Here is a 23,543-nt window from a genome sequence, read left to right as displayed (position 1 = left end):
CGAGTCGTTCGACACGTGGATCGTCGGAACATGCGCCCGCATCGGATGCGCGTGCATCGGGCGACACTCCACGAGTCGTTCGACACGTGGATCGTCGGAACGTGCACCCGTACGGACTGTCCGCCGGGTCGGGCCGCGTCAGGTGTGGACGGGGAACGTCGCCGCGACGCGGGAACGCACCTCGGCGACGACGGCCTCGCGCATCGTCGGGGAGAACAGCGCGTGGTCGCCGTCCTCGACGCGGACGACGGACACCGAGCCGCGGCGGTCGTCACCGGGCCAGCGCCGGACGGCCTTCTGCCCACCGAGCCGATCGAACAGGGCGGCGTCCTCGGGAGCGACGATCACGACGACGTCGGTGCCGTGCTCGACGAGCGGGCGGACGTGGCCGACGACCCCGCCCATCCGGTCGCGACGGGCGATGCGGTCGCGGACGGCCTTCGGCACGAAGCGGTTGTACCGCTCGCGCACCCACATCCGGGCGGGCGACGGGGCGTCGATCGCCCGGACCCCGTCGGCGTACGAGCCGGGCTCGGCCGGGACGCGACGGTAGTCGTTCGGGCTGATCTCGACGACCAGGCGCGGGGCCTCCTCGACGGCGCGGCCCGCGACCCAGGCGCCGGCGCACATGCCGACGAGCACGAGCCGGTCCGAGGGTGTGGCGAGTGCGGTGACGACGGCGGACTGGTCCTCCACCCACTCCTGCGCGAACAGGAAGCTCCGCTCGTCCTCGTGCACGCCGGTGCTCTCGCCGGTGGCACGACGGTCGACCCGGACGACCCGGGCGCCGTCGCGGGCGAGGGCGCGGGCGAGTTCGACCTGGTAGTCGGTGGCCCCCACCCGGTGTTCGGCGCCGCCGCTGTGGAGCACGACGACGGGGGCGTCGTGGTGCTGGGCGGACGAGACGGTCTCGATCCCGAACAGGCCCTGATCGCCGAGGTGGACGATGCGCTCCGACACGCGGCCGTCGACGTCGAGGACCTCGTCGAGGACGGGCGTGCGGACGGGCACCGCCGTCTCGGGCGCCCAGGTGTCGAGCCAGGCCACGACGGTGTCGACGGCGGCTCCGGGGATGCGGGCGTGGATGCTCGTGCCGTCGAGGAGCTCGGCGCTGCCGGTGACCTCGGTCACCTCGACGCCACCGAGCGGCTTCGGCGGCCGGGCACCCGGACGGACGAGCGCGACGGTGGGCCCGGTGCGCGGGGCGAAGGCGAGGTCCGCGAGTGCGGCGGCCTCGTCCGGCTCGACGTCGAACCCGATCAGGCTCTCGACGCCGTCGACCACGCGGTCGGCGCCGATCGTGATGGTCGCGAGGGCGCGCTGCCGGCGGAGCCAGCCCTTGCCCGATGCCGGTGCGTCCCAGACGACGAGGCCGTCGGTGTCCGCGGCCGCGTTCGCCGCGACGAGGGCCGCCGAGGCCAGCCCGACGAAGGCGACGTGCTGCACCCCCGTCGTGCGGAGCACGGCGGCAGCGTGGTGTGCGGACCGGACCTGCGCGTCGGGCGCGGTGTCGGGTGCGCCGTCACCACGTCCGGACGGGTCGTAGCGCACCGAGGCGATGCCACGGGCCTCCAGGCGGTCGGCCAGCAGACGGAGCGTGCGGTACGCGATGACGCCCTCCTGCCCGAGCGGCGGGCAGATGACGACGCCGGCGCGCGCGGCGGCGGGGAGCTGGACCGCGGCGCGGATCGCCGGCGATCCGGACCAGCCGTGCAGCGTGGTCACAGGGCGAGGGCGGCGCGGGCGGACGCCGGCCAGGCGTCGAGGTCCGTGCCGTGGGCGGCGAACAGGGCGATGGTGATGCGTTCCAGGCCGAACGCGATGCAGGCGCTGTGCGCGACCTGGCCGTCCTCGGTGCGGAGGCTGAACGAGGTGCCGAAGTGGTCCTCGTGCAGGTTCGCGGAGCTGATCGCGGTGGCGTCGTGGTCGGGGCCGTAGACCTTCGTCACGAACTCGAACTTGAGCGCCTGCTCGACCTGGTTGCGGGCGAGCATCTGCCCGACGCGGCCGAAGAAGGGGTCGTTGGCGGGGACGACGTCGATCTCGAGCCCGAACGACTCGAGCAGCGCGCGCATCACCGGGATGCTGCCGTCGCGGTGGGCCGCTGCGGACGCGGGGGTGCCGACGTGCACGAACTCGTGCATGTGGAAGGCCTGCAGGCGCATCGGGTCGAGCGAGGGTTCACGGCGGAAGGAGTCGCCGAGGACGTCGAAGAACCGGCCCTGCTGCGGCACGGTGTCGCCGATCAGGCCGTAGACCGGGTGGCAGACCGCGGGGGTGAGCATGAGGTCGGCCGGCTCGAGGAACCCCTCCCAGCGCTCACCGCGCTCGCGGGCGGCGAGCAGTGCGCGGTGGGTGCGGTCGTCGCCGGTGAACCCGGAGATCGACGCGGCGAGGTCCGGGAACGACGCGATGTAGTCGGTGCGCTCGAACGACGCGAGCGGCTCGACCGGCGGGAAGCGCAGGATCTCGGCGCCGAGGTGCTGCTGGCTGCGGACCGCTGCGGCGTCGACTGCGGCGTACACGCGCTCGAAGACCCCGGTGCGGCCGTAGAGGCCGGGCGTGCCGAGGTCGAGGAGGACGCCGTCGGTGAGCAGGCGGGCGCGGAGGGCGGCGCGGGCGGCGTCGAGCGCGGCGGCGTCGGCGGCGGTGTCCGCGGTGGTGGTGTCGGTGGTGTGCGTGGTGGTGTCCGTGATCGTCACAGGATCACTCCCGTCATGATGGCCAGGTCGGCGTCGTTCTTGAGGAGACGGTCGTTGCTCACCATGACGGCGGCACCGTGGGCGTCTCGGAGGTGTCGGGCGATGCTCATCGGACCCGAGGCGGCGTAGCCGGCGATCCCGACGATGCGCAGCGCCTTCGTGACGATGTCGGTGACGCGTTCGGACGCACCGATCTTCAGGGCGTTGGCGGCGAGGGCGTACGCGCTCGAGGCCAGCACGTCCGGGTCGTCGGCGGCGGCGTCGAACCGTTCGGCGGCGTGGCGCACCGAGTCGGCGAGGGCCTGCAGGTCGACCAGGAGCTCGGCGAGCCGGAGGGCACCGGGCGGGGTCGTCCCGACGGTGGCGCGGGCCTGCTTCCGGACGGCGCTGCGGGCACGTTCGGCGGACGAGACCGCGATGCCGAGCCAGACCGAGGCCCAGAGCACGTGCGACACCGGCAGGACGGTCTGGGCGGAGATCGTGGCGTAGTCGTCGCGGAACACCCGGTCGGTCGTCGTCTCGGTGTCGAGGATCCACCCGTTGCTGCACGTTCCGCGGAGCCCCATGGTGTCCCAGGTGGACGTCTGCGACAGGACCATCGTGTCGGTGCGGCAGATGAGCAGTCGCTGGTCCGACGCCGGGGCGTCGGGGTCGCGGCGTGCGGTGACGAACACCGCGTCGGCCTCGGTGGCGTACGAGATCACCGGCGCGTCCTTGCGCAGGCGGATCCGGCCGTCGTCGGTCGGCTCGATGGAACACGTGGACCGCCGGGCGTCGCCGCCGACGCCGCGCTCGGTGGTGGCGGACGCGACGAGTGCCCCGCCCCGGACGGCCTCGATGGTCTCGAGCACGCCGGCACCGTCGCCGCCGTGCCGCCAGAGCGCCATGACCTGGCCCTGGTGCATCGCGAACACCATGCCGGTCGCGGCGCAGGCGCGGCCGAGTTCGGTCGCGATCGCGGAGAGCTCGGCCACGGAGGCACCCTCGCCACCGTGCTCGGTCGGCACCGCTGCCGCGAGCAGGCCGTACTCCCGCATCGCGGCGATGGCCTCGCGCGGGGGTCGGGCGTCGCGGTCGACCTCGTCGGCGAACTGTGCGGCGACCTCGGCCACCGCGCTCGCACGCTCGGCGAAGCGGTCGATGACCGACGGAGCGGGCAGGACCAGGGTCACGAGGCGAGCTCCGCGGCGAGCTCCGCCGCGGCGGTGATCGACTCGACGCTCGCGAAGGTGGACCGGTTCAGCACGGAGTCGGGGAACTCGACGTCGAGGTCCGACTCCACCGCGAGCATCACGTTGACGGTGGCGTGCGAGGTCAGGCCGAGGGCGTAGAGGTCGGCGATCGACGCGACGTCCCACGCGTCGACCGTCAGCCGGCCGTGCTCGGCGAGGGCGCGACGGACGGCCCGGTCGGTGGCCGGGTCGGCGATCGTCGCGGTGGTGCTGGAGGGGTTCGGGTCCTGTTCCATGACTGCAACCGTAAAGAGGAACGGCCCTCGGGAAACCGCCGTGCCGGTGCGGGAAACCGCACCCCTGTCCGGAGCGCCGGGTCAGCGCTCCGAGAGGGCCACCGCCGTCGCCACCGCGAGCCCCCGTTCGTGTGCCAACGAGACCGCGATCGGGCCGCACCCGATCGACTCCGCCAGGGCCGCGGCCGCTCCGGACAGCTCGACCGTGGGGGCACCGCCGGCGTCGAGCACGACGGCGACGTCACGCAGCGGGATCGCCTGGTCCGGAGCCGGCCGGAGCAGTTTCACGACGGCCTCCTTGCCCGCGAACCGGGCAGCGAGGCGCTCTGGGTCGTCGCCGGTGTCGGTGCGCTCCCGCAGGGTGAACACCCGGTCCAGGTACCGCTCGCCGTGCGCCGTCACGGCGTCGACGACGTCCTCGACCGCTGCGAGGTCGGTGCCGGTGCGGATGGTCATCACGAGGAGCAGGCTACGCACCGGTTGTCCACAGCGCATGCCCTGACCGGCATGGGGCACGTCGGGGGTTCGTATGATCGTCGCCAGGGACCACCGAGGGGGAACGATGGCATCACCGTGGACGGGCATCATCGAGGACGCGCGGCACTACCCGTCGCCGCACAACTCGCAACCGATCGTCGTGCGCGTCGAGGACGACCGCACCGCGACCGTGTTCTACGACCTGCGACGGGGGTTGCCGGCGGAGTCGTTCGGCATCCCGTTCGGGCACGTCTGCGCCGGGGTGTTCCTGGCCGGGCTCGACGTGGTGGCACGGGCGCACGGGTACACCGTGCAGGAACGGCTCGACCACGCCGAGATGGACTTCGGTCGGCTCGACGCTGGCGCGGACGACCGCCTGCACCGGCTGGGCACGGTGACGTTGCGTCCGCACGTGGTCACCGCGGACGACCGGGAGGCCCTGGCCGGCTTCCTCGCACGGCGCACCTCACGCAGGCCCTACGACGCAACGCTCGTCGGCGCCTCCGCGATCGAGGCCGCGTCCGCCATCGCGTCGGCGGCCGGGCAGCGCTTCCGCACCACCGACGACCGGGCCACCGTCGACGAGATCGTGCGCGTCAACCAGGAGACCCTGTTCGACGACCTGCAGCACGACGCCGTGCACGACGAGATCCTGCACTGGCTGCGGTTCTCGAAGCGACAGGCAGCGGCCACCGGCGACGGGTTGTCCGCGGAGACGATGCTCATGCCCGGCCCGGTGCTCCGGTTCGCCATGGAGCACCGCGGACTCTGGCAGGCCCCGGGCATCGGCGGGGTCTTCCGCAGGGTGTACCTGTCCACCATGCGGGGCGTCCGACAGCTCGCCTGGCTCGAGGGACCGTTCAGCACCCCGGCCGAGTACGTCGAGGCCGGACGGGTCTTCATGCGCATCTGGCTGGAGTTCTCCGCACGCGGCATCGCCATGCACCCCTTCGGCACCGTCATCACCAACCCGCGGTCACACGCCGCGTTCGTCGAACGCGCGGGCGTCGACGAGTCCGACGGGCGGACGGCCTGGATGCTGTTCCGCTTCGGACACAGCGACCCACCACCCCTGGCACACCGCCGACCCGCAGCAGCGATGACCGTGGGCGGTGCCCGGTGAAGCGCGCAGCGGTGTTCTCGGTGGTGTGGGTGGTCGAGACCTTCGTCGCACTGTTCATGCCCCGCGTCGGCACCCACAAGCTCCTGCTCACGCCCGGCATCGAGCCGCTCCGCTGGACCCTCGGACGCTGGCGCGCCTGGCGGACCGCGGAACGGGCTGCGAAGCGGGTCCCCGCGTACCGGGCGTTCCTGGCGGAGTCCGGACGCGCCTCCAGGCTCGACACCCGTGGCGGCATCGCCGCAGCGATCTCGGGGCTCCCCGAGATGGACAAGGACTCCTACGTCAAGCGCTGGAGCATCTCCGAGCGCTGCATCGACGGACGCCTGCCCCGACGCGGCGTCGTCGTCGACGAGTCCAGCGGATCGAGCGGCACCCCGACCAGCTGGGTGCGCGGCCCCGACGAACGCCAGGCCACCCGACAGCTGCTGCAACTCGGGTTCTCCCGCACCGCCAAGGACCTGTCGAAGCAGCCCTTCGTGCTCAACGCCTTCTCGCTCGGGGCCTGGGCCACCGGGATGAACGTGACCGCCTCGCTCACCGAGTCGTCCATGATCAAGTCGATCGGTCCGGACCGCGACAAGATCGTGCAGACGATGCGCGAGTTCGGCACCGACTTCACCTACATCATCTGCAGCTACCCACCGTTCCTGAAGGCCCTGTTCGAGGACGACCGGCTCGACTGGAGCCAGTACACGATCGTCGCCGCGTTCGGGGGTGAGGGCATCAGCGAGAACATGCGCGCCCACATCGAGCAGTACGCCCAGGCCGTGCTCGGCTCCTACGGGGCGAGCGACCTCGAGATCAACCTCGGCATCGAGACGCCGTTCAGCGTGCAGCTGCGCCGGGCGATCGCCGCCTCACCGGAACTCTCCGCCGCCCTCACCAAGCAGGGCGAGTACGGGGTGCTCCCGATGGTGTTCCAGTTCAACCCGTTCGGCTACCTGATCGAGAAGAACGACCTCGGCGAACTCGTCGTCACCATCGCCCGCTCCGAGAACATCAGCCCACGCATCCGCTACAACATCCACGACCGCGGACACGTGGTGCGGATGAAGGAGCTGCGGTCCGTGCTGCGGGCGACCGGACACGCGGCGCTCGCCGCGGAGGCCGAGCTCGACCTGCCGCTGCTGTTCCACTACGGCCGGTCCGACCTGTCCGTCGACTACAACGGCGCCGTCGTCGCACCCGACGTGGTGCGGGACGTCGTGTACGGCGACCCGGAGCTGCTCGAGGCCGTCGAGAACCACCGGCTGATCAGCTACGAGGACGACCGCGGTGACCGGCAGCTGCACATCGCGTTCCAGCTCGCGTCGGGTGCCGGCGGGTTCGACGCGGACGCCGCCCGGGGCGCCGTGATCGCCGAGCTGCGGCGGTTGAACAAGGACTTCTCGAACGCGATCCGTACGGCGCCGCCCGGCACGCTGCCGACGGTGGCGTTCTACCCGTACCGGACGGGGCCGTTCCGCGAGGACGGCAAGAAGCTCAAGAACGAGTACGTGTGGCAGCTGCCGGCCGGGTCGGTCGAGCAGTGGGACCTCGACCTGTCGTGGGTCGCGGCGAAGGAGGCCTGAGCCGAGCCGGTTCCGGCGCTAGTCGTACTGGGGTGGCCAGTCGAAGGGCGCCGGCAGGTGCGGGACCTCGCCGACGGTGGTGACGACGAGGACGACCTGGCGCAGGTCCGTCAGCTCGATCGAGCGCGGGTTGCCGATCCTCCGGTGCCCGTCGACCCACACCGTCAGTTCGCCGCGCAGACCACCGACGTGCTCCGGACCGAGCGAGACGCCCCACTCGTCGAAGAACTGCCCGAGCGTGAACGTCTGCTCCGTCGGGGACTCGACGTGCACGATGCCCGACGTGTCGTGCGTGTGGATCTCCGCGGCGAACTTCCGGCTGTCCGAGTGCCCGACGTTCGCCGGGACGGTCACCGGCTCGTCGCCGTCCAGGATCGTCAGGTGCGTGTGCACGTGCTCGGCCAGCCGTTCGCCCCAGACGTTCCGGAGCCCGGCGGACTCGGCGCGGGCCGTCAGGTCGGTCGGCCGTGGCCAGGGTGGAGCGTCGCGGGTGGTCACCGCTCCGGGTGCGGCGCACCCGGACAGCAGCATGAGTGCGGCCACCGCGACCGCGACGCTCCGCAGGTTCACCAGCGGTCGTGGACCCTCGCGCGGAACCACGTGTCGTACAGGTCGTGCACGGTGGCGTCGAGGCCCTCGATCGGCGGCAGGTCGCCCGCTGCGGCGTTCGAGCGCGCCTGCTCCGGGTTGCGCGCGCCCGGGATCGCCGCGGTGACACCGTTCTGCGCGAGGATCCACGCGAGCGCCGCCTGCGGGACCGAGACGGCGTCCGGCAGGGACGCCGCGAAGGTCTGCGCAGCACGCACGCCGTCGTCGTAGTCGACGCCGCTGAAGGTCTCGCCCTGGTCGAAGGCCTCGCCGTGGCGGTTGTAGTTGCGGTGGTCGCCCTCGGCGAACGACGTGTCGGTCGTGTACTTGCCCGAGAGCAGCCCCGAGGCCAACGGGACGCGCGCCAGGATGCCGACCCCTGCCTCCCGGGCCGCCGGCAGCACGCGGTCGAGCGGCTTGAGACGGAACGCGTTGAGGATGATCTGGACGCTCGCGACGCCGGGCCGGGCGATCGCGGTGAGGGCCTGGTCGGCGGTCTCGACGCTGACGCCGTAGGCGGCGATGGAGCCGTCGGCGACCAGCGCGTCGAGGGCGTCGTAGACGGCGTCGTCCTCGTAGACCGGGGTCGGCGGGCAGTGCAGCTGCACGAGGTCGAGGGTGTCCTGCCCGAGGTTCTTCCGCGAGCGGTCCACCCACTCGCGGAAGTTCGCGGCGACGTAGTTCTCGGGGACCTGGTCGGCGCGACGGCCCATCTTCGTGGTGATCGTCAGCGGCACGTCGGGGTTCGCGGCACGCCACGCGCCGATGAGCTGCTCGCTCCGGCCGTCGCCGTAGACGTCGGCGGTGTCGAACAGGGTGACGCCCGACTCGACGGACGCGTCCATGACGGCGTTGGCGTCGGCTTCGGAGACGGGACCCCAGTCACCGCCGAACTGCCAGGTGCCGAGGCCGATGGGGGAGACGGAGCGGCCGGTGCGGCCGAGGGTGCGACTCTGCATGGGTCCGAGCGTAGTCAGACGTGCGCCGGCGGGGTTCAGCCGAGCGGGGTTCAGCCGATCGTCGAGACGCCGCGGCGCAGGAGCGCTCGCGCCGCCCGGGCGCGGGGGATGACCCAGACGGCTGCCCACAGGGCCATCGCGCTCCAGAGCAGGATGAGCATCGTCGTGATGAGCGTGCCGTGCTGGTCGCGCATCGACCAGGTCATCGCGATCCACAGCACGCCGAGGACGACCTTGCCCCAGCCTGCGCCCTCGCGGTCGGCCTGGGCCTGCACGAGCGGGATCCACTGGTCCGCCGGCACACCCGCGGGCACCTGACCGTCGGCGATCCACTCGCGGACGACGATCGACCGTTCGTAGCCGCCCTCGGCACGCCAGGCGCGGCGCTGCAGGACGACGGCGATCGCGGCACCAGCCACGGCGGTCGGGATACCGGCCGAGACCAGGACGGTGGTGGTCGCCTCGGTCCACGAGGACAGGACCAGCATGACCAGGACGACGGCGAAGGCCGCGCCCGTCACACCGGCGCCGAGCAGGCGGAGCCGCCCGGCTTCGTCGAGGACACCGACTCCGACACCGTTCACGGGGGAGAGCGTACCTGCGGTGATCGGGGGCGGGGGTGTTCGTCAGCCCAGTGCCAGCAACCAGCACATGCCGGCGGCGGCGAAGGCCATCGCCCAGCTCACCAGGCTGCCGATGAGGAAGTACTCGGCCTGGTACCCGGTCGTCTCGCGGCGGATCTCGGGGAACCGGACGATCCCCTTCGCGGCGATCAGCGCGGCGACGACGGGGAAGGCGCCGGCCAACGAGAACCCGGCCAGCAGGAGGCGCTCGATCGGGCCGATCATGCGGCCGCCCTTGAGGGTGACCGTGCGGTCTCCGGGTTGGTCGTCGTCTTCGTCCGACGCCCTGCCGGTGCGTCGTCGGCCGAAGCGTTTCGGTCGGCCGGCTGCTGCTGCCGCCGCCGCTGTGCGCTGGGCGTCCGGGGAGAGTTCTGCTGGCAGTGCCTGGGCGACGACCACGTTGGCCGAGTCGACCAGGAACAGCGCCGATCCGATCCCGGCCACGATCGCGGCGAGCGGCACCGCGCCGACGAAGGACGGGCCCGCGTCACGGTGCCAGTCCACCACGAAGCCGGACGCGTCGGCAGCCGGTGCCCAGAGCAGCAGCGCGGCGACGGCGACCGCGAGCAGGACGGCCGGCCAGGACCCGGAGCGTCGGAGCCAGGGGAGTGCCCGATCGCGACCGCCGGGTGCGCCCCCGGACCGCACCGGGATCGTCGTCGCGACCCACAGGGCTGCGAGCACGACCGTGACCAGCACCGACCAGACGGCGAGGCCGAGGCCGAGCACCGCCACGGCCGTCACGGCGGCCCACAGCAGGGCGATCACCGTGATGGTCAGCACGCGCCGAGGTGCCGCGTCGGTCCCGGTCCGTGCGCGGACGACGTCGGCGAGCCCGACGAGGGTCAGGAGGACTCCGGCGAGCATCAGCGGCCCCCGTCCCCGAGGACACGCAGGCCCTCGACCAGGGCGGCGACGCCCGACTTCTGCACGGACTGGGACACCGCCGACGGGGTGATGCCCTCGTCCGCGGCGATCTGCGCCTGCGTGCGGCCCTGCACCAGACCGAGTGCGATCCGGCGGGCGCGGGGTGCGAGTCGCGAGACGACGTGGTCGCGGCTGAGGAAGTAGGCGTTCACGAGTCGCTCCGTCGTTCCGTGGCGGTCGTCGGCGTCGTGGTACCAGGACCGCAGGAACGCGGTCCGGCCGTCCTCGCGCCGGTGGGTCTCGTTGATGGCGTCCCGCGCCGACCACCAGCCCGGGCCGTCCTGCAGCGGACCGGCGCCGCCGGTGCCGATCGTCCGGACCTGCCCGCGGCCGATGCCGAGGCGGATCTGCACGGTCGGGGGGAGTGCGAGGGTCGCGGCCGTCGTCGCCACGAGGGCGTCGGTGAGCGTGGCGTAGATGACCTGGAACTCGTCGCCGACGGTGGCGCGGAGGGGGTCGAGTGCGCTGACGTCCGCGGTACTGTCGAAGGCGTGCTCGACGTCCTGCTGGGCTGCGGAGCGGTCCTCGAGCGTGCGGGAGTCGACCAGGTCGACGATCACGGCGATCACGGGCTCGGACTGCATGGGTTAAGCGTAGAGCTTCATATCGTCGAAAGTAAGTCTGGGGCTAAACCATTTGGGGCGGCCACGCTCGCCGGCGCACGGGTCCGCGGCTGAAATGTCACCTTCTGGACGTCTGGCGTCGAACCTGACAGCATGGGCGGACGCTGTCGGAGGGGGACGAGCAGATGGATGGTGCACGACCGGGGACGGGTGTCGCCAGGACGGGTTCGACCGAGACCGCGGTGCGGCGGCAGTACGGTCCACCACCCGTGCCGTCGATTGCGTGGAGCGGGGGCCGCGCGGGGCTCGCCCTCGTCGTGCCGTTCACGGCCGGGCTGCTGCTGGCCGGGGTGGTGCTCCTGCTCGGCGTGCCGGGCGGTCGCGTCGCCCTTGTGAACGGTGCGTTCGCGGCGCTCGACGGGCCGGGGTACCCGTGGCCCTGCTCGCCGTGGGCACGGTCATCGCGGCGCTCGGGCTCGGTTTCGGGGTGACCGCAACCACCGTGGTCATGCTCGCGGCCACGGATGATGCGACCGCGGGGCCGCGCGACGCGTGGCGGTGGTCGGTCCACCACTGGCGGCTCGTCGTCGAGGCCGCTCTCCTCGCGTTGGTGGCGGTGGCGGCGGGGACAGCCACCGCCGTGTCGTGGCGGGCGGGTGTCTGGGGCACCGTCGTGATCGTCGTGGTGCTGGCGGTCGGTGTCGTCATCGTGGCGCCGCTGCTGCTCGGGTGGGCGTTGCTCGTGGCCGGTGTGCCCCGTCGATCGGCCTTCCGTCGCGCCTGGGGATCTGGTCGGGTCATCGTCCGTGGTGGGCACGAGGCGACGGCGACGCCGCGTCGTGCGCTCGTCGGGGGAGCGGCGCTGGTGACGGTGCTCGGGGTCGGTGTCCTGTTGTTGCTGCGTCTGTTGCCGCCGTCCGTGTTCCGGAGCAGCGTGGTCGTCGCGTGGTGCTGCGTCGTCGTGGTGTTGCTGGTGCTGTTCGTCCTCGCGATCGCGGTACGCGGCGCCGCCGCGCGGAGCGAAGGCGGCCGGCTCGGCCCGCCGCTGCTGGGGTACCCGATGGGCGGCGGACGACGGGCGCGGCCCGGCCTCGTCGGAGCGGGCGTGGTGCTCGTCCCGGCGATGGTGTTCGCGGTGATCGTCTCGAGCAACCCGCTGGGCATGGTCCAGTACGACGTCGCGCAGGTCGATGCACGCGTCCTGCGGGGTGGCGACGTCGCGGACGTCAGTGGGCGTACTGCCGTCGTGAGCGCGCCGTACACGCCGCCGAGCAGTCTGCGGATGTGTCGGAAGACATCGTGCGACGACGCCACCGAGATGCCCAGCCGGACACTCGGATCCGTGGTCGGCAGCGCGGGTGACGGCGGCCTGCTCACCGCCCAGTGGAAGGTGCGGTTCGAGGACGAGGTCGCGCAGCGGTACGAGCTCGAAGTCGTGCACTCCCGGGCGGACCAACTCGATGCGGCGCCGAAGTCGGACGGTGCCGCCTGGCCCGCGGGGAGACGGGCGGAGCAGCGTGACTCCGCCGACGAGGCGCCGGCCGTCGATCGCCCGGAAGGGCACCGCACCACGGTCGCCGCCGTCGACATCGTGGAGACCGACCGGGACCGCGTCAACTACTGGATGACCGACGTGGCAGTCGCGAGTTCCGGCGACCGGCCGGTGGTGGTCGGGATCGCCCGCGGCGGTGAACCGGAAGGACGCTCGCACCTGGTCGCCGTGTTCTGCGAGGACGTGTCCTGCGTCGAACACACGGTTCGGCAGGTGGCGCTGCCGTGGATCCCGCCGCTGGACCACCAGGGTGTGGACGTCGCCGTCGCGCCGGACGGCACCGCGGTGGTCTCGCTGGTGTCGGAGACCGATGCTCGTTCGCCGACCTTCACCGCCCTTCGGCTCGTGTCGTTCAGCCCGGACGGCGGCCAGCCCGTCGTCCGCGACCTGTCGCACGCGATCCCGCCGGGGGAGCCGGTCCGGGCGTGGGACGAGGCGTACGACGCCCGGGTGGCGATCGGCGGCGACGGGAACCCGGTCGTGCTCGCGCGGTCGAACGGTGTCTCGACCCAACGGCTGACGTTCTGCGCGGATGCGTCGTGCTCGTCCTCGTCACACACGGACATCACGCCGAAGGGGCCGACGAACCTGCTTCCGGCGTTCGTCGTCGACCGATCGGGGCGGCCACTCGTCGCGGTCCGTGACGAGGAACGCGGCACTCTTGGACTGCTCTCGTGCCGTGATGCGCGGTGCACCAGCTCCGAGCAGACGACGATCGCCCGGTTCCCGCCGGTGCAGGACGAACGGTCGAGCACCAGCACGCTGGCGATCGGCCTCAGCGCCGACGACACCCCGATCGTGCTGTCCGGTGGCGTTCCGGAGGACCGGGACGAGGACGCGCAGGGACTCGTGATCCGCTGCGATCGACCCCGGTGCGGGGTGTCGTGACGTGCCCGCCTGGTTCGACGACGATCGAGCGCTGACACCCTAGGATCGTGGTGAGGGCCTTTAGCTCAGCTGGTAGAGCGCCACGTTTACACCGTGGATGTCGTCGGTTCGATCCCGGCAGGGCCCACCGAGAAGACCTGGGGCCAGCGCCTGCCTACCGTGACGGCCCGGTCGTGAGTTCGGCAGCCTCGACGATCGCGTCATTCGGCATGTCGGGGTAGGAGTTGTTGCCCGAAGAGTCGCTTGTCGGCGGGACTCCGCTGAGTCAAACCGCGATCGCAGCCGTCCATCCCGATGGGCGATCGACTGCCAGCACTGCAGCTCACAACTCCTGGAACGCGGGAGCTTGAGCGCGTTGCGTGGTCGTGGCCTGCACGTTCAAGCCCACGCACCAGCTCGGGTACACCCGGAACCCACGTTTGCCCGGCCGCTCTCCTGACGTGATGCCGAGCTCAGTGAGCTGCGCGCCCGTGAACCGGAACAGTCCCCTTCGACCATGGTGCTCCACGAAGACGAGCAGCCCTGCAGCGGGATCGTCATCGCTGAACGGCGCCGTGTTGCCCGCTTCGTCCCGGTGCCAGAACGCGACGAAGGCGCCCGGCTTGGTCGGGGTGTTCCGCCCAGTCCGGACGCGCCAGGCCTCTTCGCCGATCTGGACGATCCCGGACTCGTAGTCACTGTCCTGCATCTCGGGGATGACTTCAGCGATCAAGCCCATCCCGGCCGAGTAGGCCGCGAAGGCGTTGAACCGCATACAGCCACGCTATCGTGCCGAGCCGGCAGCCCTCGGGCCGAGGCACCGAACACCAGGAGGCGGCCCGCCGAGCGCTCCGGTTCCGACGACCGGTCGTTGAACCAAACGCGGAAAGACGGTTGAGTGGGACGATGACAGCGACATCCGTGTTCGAGCAGATCCCGCCCGACGAGTGGATTGCTGACAACGCTCTGGTGTTCGCGATCCGTGACGCGAACCCGGTTTCGCCTGGGCATTCCCTCGTCGTACCGAAGCGAGCGGTGGTGAGCTGGTTCGACGCAACCGCTGACGAGGTCGTCGCGATGACCGAGCTGGTGGCCGTCGTGAAGCGCCAACTCGACGAGAGCCACGGTCCGGACGGCTACAACGTCGGTTTCAACGACGGGACGGCAGCTGGCCAGACCGTCTTCCACGCCCACGTGCACGTCATCCCACGCTTCGACGGGGATGTTCCGTCGCCGGCGGGCGGCGTCCGTCACGCCGTGTCGGGCAACGCGTACTCCTGACCGAACGTCCGAGGAACGCCAGGTCCGCCCCGGACCCACCGGTGGCGTCGACTCGACTCGACTCGACTCGACTCGACGCGGGGCGGGGCGGGGCGAGGCGAGGCGAGGCGAGGCGACCCTGCCCTCGACCAGTTCACGGAGCTGGCCGACGAGTTCCGGTCGGGATCGCTGCTGACCACGGTGAACAGTCCGGCTCGATGCCGTTCCGGCGGGGTCAGTCCTGCTGGGTGAGGAAGGCTGTGATCGCGCCGGCGAGCCGGTCGGGCGCTTCCAGGGCGACGTAGTGCCCCACTCCGTCGACGAGGACACTGTCGACCGGCCCCTCGACGATCTGCGCGACGGTCCGCTCGGTGAAGGGCCCTCCGAACCCGCCGATCGCCAGAGCGGGGAGTGTGAGCTTCTGCTCGGCTCGGGTCTGGAAGTCCGCACCCTCGGAGAGCATCGACCGGTAGAGCCCGACGGCGCCGTTCCAGCCGTCGTGGCGGGAGTAGGTCCGGGCGAACTCGGCGATGTCCGCAGCGGTGACAGCGTCCGGGTCGGCCGACATGGACGGGAACGCCCACGTGCCGAGGACTTCCTCTTCGCGGCCGGTGAGCAGCAAGTCGGCGATGCCCGGAGCGGCGAGCACGCCGATGTGCCAGGAGCCGCCGTGTGTGATGTCGCCGAAGCCTTCCAGGCCGAAGCCGGCGAGCCCCATCTCGGTCGCGATGAGGCTGCGGACGTCTTCGGGGTGCTCCGAGGCGAGTCGGTAGACGACCCCACCGGAGATGTCCTGGGCGGCGACGTGGACCGGCCCGACGCCCAGCTCGGCGATGAGGGCGTGGAGGTCCTCTGCGGCGTCGGCGCTGGTGAAGTCGTCGTCGGCGGTGGCGGAGTCGCCGAACCCGCGGAGGTCGACGGCGAACACCCGGTGGCCGGCGGCGAGCAGCGGGATCAGGCGGTGGAATGCCCACCAGCTCTCCGGGAAGCCGTGGACCAGCAGGATCGGGGATTCGCTGCTGCCCGCTGAGACGTAGTGCAGATCGGTCCCGTTGACCGCGGCGGTGTGGTGCCGGACCTCGGGGATGGTGGCCCCGTGCGCGGCGATGGTGGTGTGCATGACATGCTCCTCGTTTGACAACCTGGTTGCCATCAGAACAGTAGTCAACCGGGTTGTCAAGCGGGGGTGGCGGTCGGTAGCGTTGCGGCATGGACGTCACCAGCGGCACGCAGTTCGCGCAACTCCTCATGCGGGCGTTCGAGGTGATGGTCGCGGACGTCCGCGCCAGCCTCGAGGAAGCCGGCCACCCCGGCTTGACGGTCACGAACGAGCTGGCGATGCAGGCGATCGACAACGGGGCTTCCAGTGCGGCGTCGCTCGCCCGCGAGACCGGCGTGAGCCGACAGGCGGCGGCGAAGACGATCAACACACTCGAGACACTGGGGTACGTCACCCGAGACGTCGACCCGGCAGACGCTCGGAAGAAGAGCTTGCGTGTGACGCCAGCGGGGCGAGCCGCCATCGCTGTCGGAGCGGCAGCCTTCGACCGGGTCTTCGTCCGGTGGGAGCGCCAGGACGAAGCCGGTGCACGCGCGGCGATCGCGGCCCTCCAGCAGCTGATCGCGTCGGGTCAGGTCCATCAGTAGCCGGCACGCGCGGCCGTGCGGTACCGCCCCGGAGGGGAGGAGCGTTCGCGGCGGAAGGCACGACTGAAGGCGTAGACGGAGGTGTAGCCGACGTCGGCGGCGATCTGCTCGAGCGTGTCGTCGGTGTCGCGGAGCCGATGCGCGGCGAGGTCCATGCGCCACCGTGTCAGGTACGCGCCGGGCGTGGTCCCCGCGAACGTCGAGAAGCGGCGGGTGAGGGTCTGCTTCGACGTCGCGACCGCACGCGCGAGGGACTCGGTCGTCCACGGGTGCCCAGGGTCTTCGTGCATCCGGGTGACTGCGCGCAGGAGGAGCGGGTCGCGGAGCACGCCCCACCACGACGCGTCCGCCTGCGGGGAGGTGGTGAGCCAGGTGCGGAGGACCTCGATGAGGAGGACGTCGACGAGGCGGTCCAGGACGAGGCGGGTTGCGAGACCGGGGTGGGCCAGTTCCTTCCCGAGGAGCCGGACGACGTCGGTCAGGGTCGCGTCGAGCTGCTGCGCTCTGAACTGGACGACGGGCGGGAGCAGCGCGAAGACCGGGGTGCTCCCGGCCGGGTCGTGCGAGTAGGAAGCGCCGAGGATCTGAGTCTGCACGTCGCCGTCGCCCAGTCGGAGGACATCACCACGACGGCGGGCGTCAGAAGCGGCGGCCACGTCGCACGAGTGGATGTCGGTGCCCGGAGCACTCGACAGCGCATGGGCCGCACCGGTGGCGAGGATCACGACGTCGCCGGTCATCAGCAGCCGTGGGGGCTCCCCGTCGACCGTCAGGTAGGCGATGCCTGCGGTGACCGTGTAGACGACGGCGTCTCGGTCACGGACCCACTCGACGCCCCAGTCGCCACCCGCCACGACCCGCGCGCCGGCACTCCCGCGGACACCGGAGACGTCGAGCACCTCGGAGAGAACGTCCATGCCCCGAACCTACGACTGTTCGTTCGACGGAACCAAGACCGGGCAGCCACTGGTCCTTTCGGACATCTTCTCGGCACGGGCGCGCATTGAGTGCGCCATCGGCCGCTCCTAGCGTTGAGTTCGTCCCGAGCGCACGCCCGTGACGACCACACACGCAAGAAGGAGTCACCATGAGCACGACCGAGGACACCGTCCCCGACGGCCTGATGCCCGCCGACGTCCTGGCCTCGACCACCCCGGTGGCCGTCTACGGCTTCGCCCGCGCGAAGGCCGGCAAGGAGCGCGAGCTCGAGGAGGCGATCCGAGCGATCATCCCGGCGGTCCGGGTCGAGCAGGGGTACGAGCAGTACGCGGTCCACACGTCGGAGGAGCAGCCGGGAGCGTTCGCGTTCTACGAGCGCTGGTCGTCCGGGACGGACATCGCCCGCCACGTGCAGCAGCCGCACATGCAGGACTACTTCGGCAAGCTGGCCGACCTCGTGCAGGGTGACCTCGAAGCCGAGTGGCTCCGGCCCCTCAGCGACTGACCGCGCACGGCCGCGTCATGCGAGCCGGGTGAGGAACGCGTCCGTCTCCGCGGCCGTCGGGGCCGTGGCGGGGCCGTTCCTGGTCACCGCGAGCGCTGCCGCGGCGTTCGCCCGCCGGACGGCGTCGACGAGCGACGCGCCCCGGGACAGCGCGGCGACCAGGACCCCGCCGTGGGCGTCGCCCGCACCGTTCGAGTCCACCGCGTCGACCCGGAAGCCGGGCACCAGGACCGGAGGGGTGCCGGCCTCGACGACCCAGCAGCCCGCTGCGCCGTCGCGGACCAGGGCGGTGCCGCGGGCGGCCGCGGCGATCGTGGCGACCGCCTCAGGGAGCCCCGCGGACGTCGGGGACATGAGCCGAGCCTCCCGTCCGTTGGCGCTGACCAGGTCGGCACGCGCCATGACGGAGCCCAGCACCGCCGGGGCCAGCGTGGCCACCAGCGGTGACGGGTCGAGGAGGACACGGACGGCGTCCGGCGCCGTGCCGAGCCAGTCGGCGATCGCCGGCCCGTTGACGGCGTGGGCGAGGCCGTAGCCGGACACGAAGACCGTGTCGTCGGGTTCGAGGGTGATGCGGTCGAGGTCCGCGCGGCTGAGGCGCCCCTCGGCGCCGACGCTCGTGACGAAGGTGCGCTCGGTCGAGTCGTCCACGAGCGCGACGCAGTACCCGCTGTCGACGTCGTCGAGACCGGGCTGCAGGACCTCGACGCCGGACGAGGCGAGCGCGCTGCGGACGATGTCGCCGAACGGCCCGGTGCCGTACTGTCCGCCGAAGGCGACGTCGAGCCCGTCCCGGGCGGCGGCGACCATCGTGTTCAGGCCGCCGCCCGCCGTGATCTCCGAACCGGAGGCGATGACGTCACCGCCGGGTTCCGGGATCGCACCGACGCGCATGACGATGTCGACGATGACGTTGCCGACCGAGACGAGGCGGGGCATCAGGCGCCGACCTCGGCATCGGTGGTGGTCGCTGGTCCGTGCTCGGTGAGCCGACCGCGTGCCCCGCCGGTGAGCAGGTACACGGCGGCAGCGACGATGAAGGTGACGATCCAGCCGAGGCCGTTCGCGCCGATCCACGTCCCGGACAGTGCGCCGACGAAGACCGGGTCCGCGTCGCCGACCTGCACCTTGGTGAAGAGGAACCCGATCACGATCGCGGCGATCCAGGCGGCGAGGGCGCCCCAGGCGATGCCGCCGCGGTACCAGTAGCGGCCACCGGCGCGCAGGTCGAGGAGTGCGGCAGGGTCGTACCAGCGCCGCTTCACCATGTCGGCGATGAAGACCCCGAGCCACGCGGTGATGGGGACGGCGAGGACGGAGATGAACGTGATGAACGGGGCGTAGAAGCCGTCGGCGACGAGCATGAAGTACATCGCGCCGAGCGTCGTGACGACCACGTCGACCGCGACCGCCCAGACCCGCGGGACCTTGATGCCGAGCGTCAGCGTGGTGAGGCTCGCCGAGTACACGGACAGGTGGTTCGACAGAAGGAGGCCACCGAACGCCGCGACGAGGTAGGGGATCGCCATCCAGCTGGGCAGCAGGTCGCGGATCGCGGCGACCGGGTCGCCCGCCTGCGCCAGCGTCGGGTCGCCCGCGGAGACGAGCGCGCCGAGACCGACCAGGACGACGAGCGGGATGCCCGCACCGGCGGCGCTCGACGCGATCAGGGCGCCTGCCTTCACCGAGGTGCGGGTGTAGCGGGCGATGTCGGCTCCGGCCGTGGCCCAGCCGATGCCGGTGCCGGCGGCGATTGTGCCGATGCCGATGACCATCGCGGCGACGGGGCCCGCCGGCTGGGACCCGACGACGTCCCAGTCGACACGCAGCACCAGGAAGACGGCGACGAACACGTTGAGCGCGCCGAACACCCACGTCGCCCACTTCTGCACGGCGACGATGAACGCGTGCCCGAGGCCGGAGACGAGCACCGTCGCGACGACGAACACCAGGATCGCGACGATCGTCAGCACCGGGTTCGCCTTCGCGTCACCGCCCGTGCCGAAGAGGATCGTGAACAGCGACAGCAGCACGAACGCCGCCGTGGTGGTGTTCACCGTCTCCCAGCCGAGCCGGGACAGCAGCGACACGAACGTCGGGCCGATGTTGCCCCGGACGCCGAACACCGCACGGCTGAGCGTCAGGCCAGGAGCCCCGCCGCGACGACCGGCGATCGAGATGACGCCGACGACCGCGAAGGACCCGGCGGCGCCGATCACGGCGACGAGCAGCGCCTGCCAGATCGTCAGGCCCTGGAACGCGACCAGGGTCGCACCGAGCGGGAGGCCGAGGATGGAGATGTTGGCAGCGAACCAGACCCAGAACAGCGCGCCGGGCGTGCCGGTCCGTTCGTCGTGGGGCACGGGCTCGATGCCCCGCTGCTCGATCGTCGTCAGCGTGCCGCTGCTGAGCGTGGTGGGCTTCTCGGACATGGTTCGGTTCCTCTTACGTCGTTGGAAGGGTGGTGCACGAAGGTGAGCGGCGGTCCGTCGGGAGACGCCGCAGCCGGGGGAGGGGGAGGTGGGTCAGCTGCGCGCGCGGAGCAGGAGCAGCCCGTCGACGAGGTGGTCGAGCCGCAGGTCGTTGACGGTCGTCACGGTGGTGACCGCGTCGGCAGGCCAGGCCTCGGGTCCGTGCACGGCACCGAGCACGGCACCGGCCATCGCGGCGATCGTGTCGGTGTCGCCGCCGACCGACGCCGCCGTGCAGAGCGTCTCCCACGGGTCGAGGTCGAGTGCGACGAGGGCGAGCGCGGCGACGACGGACTCCTGGCTGGCGACGCTCGTGCCGATGAGCCGCGCGACGGTGTCGATGCGTTCGGACTCGGGCACGGTCGGAAGGTGCCCACGCGCCCACGTCGTCTTCGCTGCGATGTCCGCGCCGGCGACCCAGTGGCCGCGCTCCGCGCCGATCGTGGCCGCGGCGACCGCGGCGTCGAGTGCGCCGGACCGGGTCGCACCGTCGACGCCGGCGCTCACGGCAGCTGCGACGGCGCTCGCTCCGGCGATGCCGAGTCCGGTGTCGTGCGTGACGCGGCTGGCGTCCTGGACGGCGTCGACCAGGTGGACGAGGTCACTGGACGGCACCGCGACCCCGACCGGCGCGATGCGCATGGCGGCGCCGTTCGTCGTGCCGGTGGAGCCGGCCTCGAACGCGGGGACACCGTCGAGGATCCGCTGCACCGCGGTCTTCGTGCTCGGGCCGAGCAGGTCGAGCGAGCCCTTCGCCTCCATCCCGCGCTCCCAGGCGATGAGCGCCTCGGCGAAGCGGACGGGGTCCAGCCGTCCGCCGCCCTCGAGCAGCAGCTCGGCGACCATCACGGCCTGCTCGGTGTCGTCGGTGATCGAGCCCGCCGGCATGCCGGCGGCGATGCGCTGGTTCGGCCCGGCGTCTGCGAACCCGGTGATCGTCCCGTGGTCGGCGCGGATCTGCGCACGCGACATCGACTGGGTCGGCATGCCGAGGGCGTCACCGATCGCCAGCCCGGTCAGGCTGGCGAGGGCGTGGGAACGGAGGCGGAGCTGGTTCACGGAGTCCTGTCGCGGGGTCATGACGTGGTCCCGAAGCGCATGTGCAGCCGGAAGCGGTCGGGGTCGAGGAGGCTGTCGACGCGTTCGACGAACGCACCCTCGGTGGTGCGCGAGACGCGGCGGCTGCGCAGGAACGGCGTGCCCGCGGCACGGTCGAGGAGCGCTGCGTCGTCGACGTCGAGGGGGACGACGTCGATCCACTGCTCGGCACTGGCCGGCACCAGACCGGTCTCGGCGATCGTGGCGGTGAGGGAGTCGTCGACGAGTCCGTCGGTGGTGGCGGCAGCCAGGCGACCGGTGTGCGGCACCACGCTGCGCTCCAGTGACACCGGACTGCCGCCGACGACGATCCGCAGACGGTCGACCGCGACGAACGTCGCATCGACGGCGTCCACCTCGGCCTGGAGGGCCGCGTCGTCGAACCGTGCGATCCGCAGGATCCGGGTGGACACCTCGGTTCCCGACGCGGCGATCGACCGCGCCCAGCCGCCGCGGGGGTCGAGGGCAGCGCCGTCGAACGTGACGACCGACCCGATCCCGCCACGGGTGGCGATGTACTCGTCATCGGCGAGGTCGGCGAGGGCGGCTCGGACGGTACCGCGGCTCACCGCGAAGCGCTCGGCCAGGTCGTGCTCACCGGGCAGGCGCTCGCCCGCACGGTACCTGCCCGTCGCGATCGCGTCACGGAGGGCGTCGGCGACGAGGCGTCGCTTGGAGGTGACCGGCATGCTCCGACCATACATGTACAAGACCTGTTCTCTCAATCGCCGGTCCTGTTCACGAGCACTGCCCACGCCGCACCGGAACGCCAGCACACGGGCACACCACCGGTTCCACCCGTAGGCTCGCGGGCGGACCCACCGGTGCACGGGGCGCACGGTGGCAGCCAAGGGGGAACCACATGTCCATCACATCCAGGATGACCACGGCGGGGACGGCGACCGTGATCGTCGTGCTCGCGCTCTCCGGCTGCGCCGGGACCAGCACCACCGCACCGGGGAAGGAGCGGGCGGCAACGCAGTCGTCGGCCCCGACACAAGCGCCGACCCAGGCACCGACGGAGACGCCGACGGCGCCGGCCACCGTCGACTCGGCCACGAAGGACCTCACGTTCGAGGACGGCGACGCGCTCTCGGCGAGCACGCTGCCCGCGTTCGGGCTCCAGGTCTCGGCACTCGACGGCTGGGAGCAGACCGGCGAGGACCCGACCACCGGGTCGCGTGAGTACACGAACACCGACGGCTCCGTGGCGACGATCACGCAGCAGCGGCTCACCGACCTCGACCCGACGATCGGGGACCGCGCCGCCACCGAGCAGTTGTTCACCGCGGCGGGTCTCCCGGCCGACCGGCTCGAGGAGCAACTGCTGCCGACGATCACCGGCGGCACCGCGCAGTTCCTGTCGATCGCCGGGCACAACACGGACGGGTCCTGGTCGGCGACGGTCGCACGCGCCTTCGCGAAGCCCGGAGCGGCGCTCATCGTGAAGGTCCGGACGACCTCGCAGGATGCGCTCCGTCCCGACCTGCACGACATCCTGGTCAACGCGCAGGTGGTCGTCGCCTAGCGAGTCGAGCTGGTGCGTCGGGGGCGCCGCGACGGGCGCCCCCGACGGGTCCCTATGCTGAGTTCTCGTGCGCCGCTCCGTCCGTCTCCTGACCGTCCTCGTGATCGTCACCCTGTTCGCCGTCGGGGTCCTGTCGGCGGTGGTGTTCATCCAGCGTGTGCTGGCGGATCCGGCGAGCGACGTCGCGTGGGTCGGCACCGTCCGGGCGATGGGGTTCATCGTCATCGGGGTCATGCTGACACTGCTCGGACGGCGAGGGCTGCCCGCGGCCGTCGACGCGATCAACTTGCTCGCCGACGCCGGTCCGGTGCGGCCGCTCACGGTCGTGGTGTGGGTCGTCCTCGGCGCCAACATCTACTCGATCCTGCGCGGCTGGACGGTGATCGTCCCCGTCGCGGCCGTCATCGGTGCGATCGTGGTGGCGTTGCCGTTCGTCGAACGCTTCCTGGACGCGGCGCTGGCCCGACAGGCTGCGCGAGCCGACGCCGACGCCGACGCCGACGCCGACGCCGACGCCGCCGACGCCGACGCCGACGCCGCGACCCCGGTCACACCGGTGGCACCCGCCGGGACCGCCGCCGACGCGTGAGACGGCAAGCGAGACGGCACGCGGGACGGACGTGTGACGGTCACGAGACGGGACGGGAGGCCCGGTGCCAGCTGGCACCGGGCCTC

The 23,543-nt window shown here is 71.9% G+C and carries 26 protein-coding genes and 1 tRNA gene; 10 read left to right on the top strand and 17 right to left on the bottom strand.

Annotated elements, in window-relative coordinates; genetic code table 11:
* Positions 1 to 138: 138 nt before the first annotated feature.
* The 5 genes from DEJ06_RS13555 to DEJ06_RS13535 all read right to left on the bottom strand — a co-directional run bounded on the left by DEJ06_RS13555 (position 139) and on the right by DEJ06_RS13535 (position 4,626).
* Positions 139 to 1,725, bottom strand: coding sequence for an alpha/beta fold hydrolase (locus DEJ06_RS13555; RefSeq protein WP_146245870.1), 1,587 nt, complete (start codon positions 1,723 to 1,725; stop codon positions 139 to 141).
* Positions 1,722 to 2,702, bottom strand: a complete 981-nt coding sequence (locus DEJ06_RS13550; protein WP_220036519.1) for an amino acid--[acyl-carrier-protein] ligase — start codon at positions 2,700 to 2,702, stop codon at positions 1,722 to 1,724. Before DEJ06_RS13550 ends, DEJ06_RS13555 begins: the two co-directional genes overlap by 4 nt.
* On the bottom strand, positions 2,699 to 3,874 hold the full coding sequence (locus DEJ06_RS13545) for an acyl-CoA dehydrogenase family protein (RefSeq protein ID WP_111039658.1): 1,176 nt from the start codon (positions 3,872 to 3,874) through the stop codon (positions 2,699 to 2,701). The genes DEJ06_RS13550 and DEJ06_RS13545 overlap by 4 nt, the downstream gene beginning before the upstream one ends.
* The gene (locus tag DEJ06_RS13540) at positions 3,871 to 4,170 is read right to left on the bottom strand and encodes an acyl carrier protein (protein ID WP_111039657.1); all 300 of its coding nucleotides are present in this window, start codon (positions 4,168 to 4,170) and stop codon (positions 3,871 to 3,873) included. Before DEJ06_RS13540 ends, DEJ06_RS13545 begins: the two co-directional genes overlap by 4 nt.
* 81 nt (positions 4,171 to 4,251) lie before the next feature.
* Positions 4,252 to 4,626 (bottom strand): holo-ACP synthase, encoded by a 375-nt coding sequence (locus DEJ06_RS13535; RefSeq protein ID WP_171907809.1) that lies wholly within the window; start codon positions 4,624 to 4,626, stop codon positions 4,252 to 4,254.
* 106 nt (positions 4,627 to 4,732) lie between these two features.
* Here DEJ06_RS13535 and DEJ06_RS13530 point away from each other — a divergent pair, with 106 nt between their 5' ends.
* Both DEJ06_RS13530 and DEJ06_RS13525 read left to right on the top strand, forming a co-directional pair.
* Entirely contained in the window at positions 4,733 to 5,770 is a 1,038-nt protein-coding gene (locus DEJ06_RS13530) for a hypothetical protein (protein WP_111039656.1), read from the top strand.
* On the top strand, positions 5,767 to 7,341 hold the full coding sequence (locus tag DEJ06_RS13525) for a phenylacetate--CoA ligase family protein (protein ID WP_258372519.1): 1,575 nt from the start codon (positions 5,767 to 5,769) through the stop codon (positions 7,339 to 7,341). Before DEJ06_RS13530 ends, DEJ06_RS13525 begins: the two co-directional genes overlap by 4 nt.
* Before the next feature lie 18 nt (positions 7,342 to 7,359).
* On the opposite strand, the gene DEJ06_RS13520 is transcribed toward DEJ06_RS13525, so the two are convergent.
* The 5 genes from DEJ06_RS13520 to DEJ06_RS13500 are packed head-to-tail and all read right to left on the bottom strand — an operon-like array spanning position 7,360 to position 11,022.
* Entirely contained in the window at positions 7,360 to 7,911 is a 552-nt protein-coding gene (locus DEJ06_RS13520) for a hypothetical protein (protein WP_111039655.1), read from the bottom strand.
* Entirely contained in the window at positions 7,908 to 8,888 is a 981-nt protein-coding gene (locus DEJ06_RS13515; RefSeq protein ID WP_111039654.1) for an aldo/keto reductase, read from the bottom strand. Before DEJ06_RS13515 ends, DEJ06_RS13520 begins: the two co-directional genes overlap by 4 nt.
* 50 nt (positions 8,889 to 8,938) lie before the next feature.
* A complete protein-coding gene (locus DEJ06_RS13510) occupies positions 8,939 to 9,472 on the bottom strand; it encodes a hypothetical protein (protein WP_071405333.1) in 534 nt (177 codons plus the stop codon).
* A 42-nt stretch (positions 9,473 to 9,514) separates the two neighbouring features.
* The gene (locus tag DEJ06_RS13505; protein ID WP_111039653.1) at positions 9,515 to 10,378 is read right to left on the bottom strand and encodes a hypothetical protein; all 864 of its coding nucleotides are present in this window, start codon (positions 10,376 to 10,378) and stop codon (positions 9,515 to 9,517) included.
* Positions 10,378 to 11,022 (bottom strand): SatD family protein, encoded by a 645-nt coding sequence (locus tag DEJ06_RS13500; RefSeq protein WP_111039652.1) that lies wholly within the window; start codon positions 11,020 to 11,022, stop codon positions 10,378 to 10,380. Before DEJ06_RS13500 ends, DEJ06_RS13505 begins: the two co-directional genes overlap by 1 nt.
* Before the next feature lie 248 nt (positions 11,023 to 11,270).
* Between DEJ06_RS13500 and DEJ06_RS13495 the strand changes: the two genes are divergently transcribed.
* The 3 genes from DEJ06_RS13495 (at position 11,271) to DEJ06_RS13485 (ending at position 13,568) form a co-directional block, all read left to right on the top strand.
* On the top strand, positions 11,271 to 11,492 hold the full coding sequence (locus tag DEJ06_RS13495; protein ID WP_146245869.1) for a hypothetical protein: 222 nt from the start codon (positions 11,271 to 11,273) through the stop codon (positions 11,490 to 11,492).
* Positions 11,489 to 13,441 carry a hypothetical protein gene (locus DEJ06_RS13490; protein WP_146245868.1) on the top strand — a complete coding sequence of 651 codons (1,953 nt, stop codon included), beginning with the start codon at positions 11,489 to 11,491 and terminating at the stop codon, positions 13,439 to 13,441. The genes DEJ06_RS13495 and DEJ06_RS13490 overlap by 4 nt, the downstream gene beginning before the upstream one ends.
* Positions 13,442 to 13,495: 54 nt before the next feature.
* A tRNA-Val gene (locus tag DEJ06_RS13485) sits at positions 13,496 to 13,568 on the top strand.
* Between the two features lie 195 nt (positions 13,569 to 13,763).
* Here DEJ06_RS13485 and DEJ06_RS13480 read toward each other — a convergent pair.
* Positions 13,764 to 14,195, bottom strand: coding sequence for a MepB family protein (locus DEJ06_RS13480; RefSeq protein ID WP_111039649.1), 432 nt, complete (start codon positions 14,193 to 14,195; stop codon positions 13,764 to 13,766).
* A gap of 146 nt (positions 14,196 to 14,341) precedes the next feature.
* On the opposite strand from DEJ06_RS13480, the gene DEJ06_RS13475 reads away from it, so the two are divergent.
* Positions 14,342 to 14,701 (top strand): HIT family protein, encoded by a 360-nt coding sequence (locus DEJ06_RS13475; RefSeq protein ID WP_258372518.1) that lies wholly within the window; start codon positions 14,342 to 14,344, stop codon positions 14,699 to 14,701.
* A 214-nt stretch (positions 14,702 to 14,915) separates the two neighbouring features.
* Here DEJ06_RS13475 and DEJ06_RS13470 read toward each other — a convergent pair whose 3' ends face one another.
* A complete protein-coding gene (locus tag DEJ06_RS13470; RefSeq protein WP_111039647.1) occupies positions 14,916 to 15,800 on the bottom strand; it encodes an alpha/beta fold hydrolase in 885 nt (294 codons plus the stop codon).
* Between the two features lie 89 nt (positions 15,801 to 15,889).
* On the opposite strand from DEJ06_RS13470, the gene DEJ06_RS13465 reads away from it, so the two are divergent.
* Positions 15,890 to 16,327, top strand: a complete 438-nt coding sequence (locus DEJ06_RS13465) for a MarR family winged helix-turn-helix transcriptional regulator (RefSeq protein WP_111039646.1) — start codon at positions 15,890 to 15,892, stop codon at positions 16,325 to 16,327.
* Here the strand turns inward: DEJ06_RS13465 and DEJ06_RS13460 are convergent.
* Entirely contained in the window at positions 16,321 to 17,244 is a 924-nt protein-coding gene (locus tag DEJ06_RS13460) for an AraC family transcriptional regulator (protein ID WP_111039645.1), read from the bottom strand. The two genes, DEJ06_RS13465 and DEJ06_RS13460, sit on opposite strands and share 7 nt — an antisense overlap.
* A 170-nt stretch (positions 17,245 to 17,414) precedes the next feature.
* On the opposite strand from DEJ06_RS13460, the gene DEJ06_RS13455 reads away from it, so the two are divergent.
* Positions 17,415 to 17,771, top strand: coding sequence for a putative quinol monooxygenase (locus DEJ06_RS13455; protein ID WP_111039644.1), 357 nt, complete (start codon positions 17,415 to 17,417; stop codon positions 17,769 to 17,771).
* Between the two features lie 15 nt (positions 17,772 to 17,786).
* On the opposite strand, the gene DEJ06_RS13450 is transcribed toward DEJ06_RS13455, so the two are convergent.
* The 4 genes from DEJ06_RS13450 to DEJ06_RS13435 form a co-directional block, all read right to left on the bottom strand.
* Positions 17,787 to 18,710: a PfkB family carbohydrate kinase gene (locus DEJ06_RS13450; RefSeq protein WP_111039643.1), complete on the bottom strand. Its 924-nt coding sequence runs from the start codon at positions 18,708 to 18,710 to the stop codon at positions 17,787 to 17,789.
* Positions 18,710 to 20,203: a cytosine permease gene (locus DEJ06_RS13445; RefSeq protein WP_111039642.1), complete on the bottom strand. Its 1,494-nt coding sequence runs from the start codon at positions 20,201 to 20,203 to the stop codon at positions 18,710 to 18,712. The genes DEJ06_RS13450 and DEJ06_RS13445 overlap by 1 nt, the downstream gene beginning before the upstream one ends.
* Before the next feature lie 93 nt (positions 20,204 to 20,296).
* Positions 20,297 to 21,322, bottom strand: coding sequence for an ADP-ribosylglycohydrolase family protein (locus DEJ06_RS13440; protein WP_181436876.1), 1,026 nt, complete (start codon positions 21,320 to 21,322; stop codon positions 20,297 to 20,299).
* A complete protein-coding gene (locus DEJ06_RS13435) occupies positions 21,319 to 22,029 on the bottom strand; it encodes a GntR family transcriptional regulator (protein ID WP_220036518.1) in 711 nt (236 codons plus the stop codon). Before DEJ06_RS13435 ends, DEJ06_RS13440 begins: the two co-directional genes overlap by 4 nt.
* A 173-nt stretch (positions 22,030 to 22,202) precedes the next feature.
* Here DEJ06_RS13435 and DEJ06_RS13430 point away from each other — a divergent pair, with 173 nt between their 5' ends.
* Positions 22,203 to 22,868 carry a hypothetical protein gene (locus tag DEJ06_RS13430; RefSeq protein ID WP_146245867.1) on the top strand — a complete coding sequence of 222 codons (666 nt, stop codon included), beginning with the start codon at positions 22,203 to 22,205 and terminating at the stop codon, positions 22,866 to 22,868.
* Between the two features lie 67 nt (positions 22,869 to 22,935).
* Positions 22,936 to 23,457: a hypothetical protein gene (locus DEJ06_RS13425; protein WP_111039639.1), complete on the top strand. Its 522-nt coding sequence runs from the start codon at positions 22,936 to 22,938 to the stop codon at positions 23,455 to 23,457.
* The last annotated feature ends 86 nt before the right edge of the window (positions 23,458 to 23,543 follow it).

Source organism: Curtobacterium sp. MCLR17_051, from assembly GCF_003234395.1.
GTDB classification, from domain to species: Bacteria; Actinomycetota; Actinomycetes; order Actinomycetales; family Microbacteriaceae; genus Curtobacterium; species Curtobacterium flaccumfaciens.
Note: the sequence above shows the minus strand (reverse complement) of the source record. Positions and strands in the feature narration are given on the sequence as shown.